Source organism: Peterkaempfera griseoplana (assembly GCF_001418575.1).
In the GTDB taxonomy this organism is placed as follows: Bacteria; Actinomycetota; Actinomycetes; order Streptomycetales; family Streptomycetaceae; genus Peterkaempfera; species Peterkaempfera griseoplana.
In genome coordinates this window covers 1-1,558 of record NZ_LIQR01000612.1, presented here as the reverse complement: position 1 = coordinate 1,558, position 1,558 = coordinate 1, and the positions used below count along the sequence as shown (strand labels likewise).

The 1,558-nt window shown below is 73.3% G+C and carries 1 protein-coding gene; it reads left to right on the top strand.

The features are described 5' to 3' along the window. Positions 1–1,118 (top strand): methionine adenosyltransferase (gene metK, locus AOK09_RS34065; protein WP_055591084.1); only part of this gene is annotated, 1,118 nt, incomplete at its 5' end. Positions 1,119–1,558 lie beyond the last annotated feature (440 nt).

Sequence of the window (1,558 nt, the reverse complement as noted above, 5' to 3'; positions counted from 1 at the left end):
ACGACCCGGGTTCCCGGGTCGCCGTGGAGACGATGATCACCACCGGCCAGGTGCACGTCGCCGGTGAGGTGACCACCAAGGCCTACGCGCCGATCGCCACGCTGGTCCGGGACAAGATCCTGGAGATCGGCTACGACAGCTCCAAGAAGGGCTTCGACGGCGCCTCCTGCGGAGTGTCGGTGTCCATCGGCTCCCAGTCGCCGGACATCGCCCAGGGTGTCGACACCGCCTATGAGAACCGGGTCGAGGGCGACGAGGACGAGCTGGACCGGCAGGGCGCCGGAGACCAGGGCCTGATGTTCGGCTACGCGTGCGACGACACGCCGGAGCTGATGCCGCTCCCGATCACCCTGGCCCACCGGCTGGCGCGCCGGCTGTCCGAGGTGCGCAAGAACGGGACCATCCCCTACCTGCGCCCCGACGGCAAGACCCAGGTCACCATCGAGTACGACGGCGACCGCCCGGTCCGGCTGGACACCGTCGTGGTCTCCTCGCAGCACGCCAGCGACATCGACCTGGACTCGCTGCTGGCCCCCGACATCCGTGAGTTCGTGGTGGAGCCGGAGCTGGCCAGGCTGGCCGCCGACGGCATCGAGCTGGCCACCGAGGGCTACCGGCTGCTGGTCAACCCCACGGGGCGGTTCGAGATCGGCGGCCCGATGGGCGACGCCGGCCTGACCGGCCGCAAGATCATCATCGACACCTACGGCGGCATGGCCCGCCACGGCGGCGGTGCCTTCTCCGGCAAGGACCCGTCCAAGGTGGACCGCTCGGCGGCGTACGCCATGCGCTGGGTGGCCAAGAACATCGTCGCCGCGGGCCTCGCCCGCCGCGCCGAGGTCCAGGTCGCCTATGCGATCGGCAAGGCCGAGCCCGTGGGCCTGTTCGTGGAGACCTTCGGCACCGAGACCGTGCCGGTCGCCGACATCCAGGCCGCCGTCACCCGGGTCTTCGACCTGCGCCCGGCCGCCATCATCCGCGACCTGGACCTGCTGCGGCCGATCTACTCCCAGACCGCCGCCTACGGCCACTTCGGCCGTGACCTCCCGGACTTCACCTGGGAGCGCACCGACCGGGCCGAGGAGCTCCGGAAGGCCGTCGAGGGCGTCGTGGCCTGACCCCTCCCCGCGCACCAGGCGGCCCCGCGACCCTGTCGCGGGGCCGTCGCCGTGCTGGGCGGGGCCGTGCGGCGGTCCTGCGCCCCGAGGCCGTCAGGTCCCCGTCCGGTGCCTGCGGTCGTCACCGGGAGCCATCCCCGTTACCCCCTGAACGCGACACCGAGGGCGCTCCCGGAGTACCCGAGGGAGGCGGTGTTCCACGGCCTCCCGCAGTGGCCGGGTGGCCGGTTCAATGCGGCCGACCGTGGCCTTGAGGCGGGCGGCCAGGGTGGACCGGGGCATCGCGACGGCGTCTGCCGGTCCGGAAGTGCGCCGGACCGTGGTGCAGGGCGGGTCGGCGCTCCGGCCCCGCCATGCGCTCGGCCCCGAGGGGACAGACCGGCTCCGGGAGGACGCCCGCGCCCTGCGCACCACCTGACCACGACCGCGGGCCCGCCGGG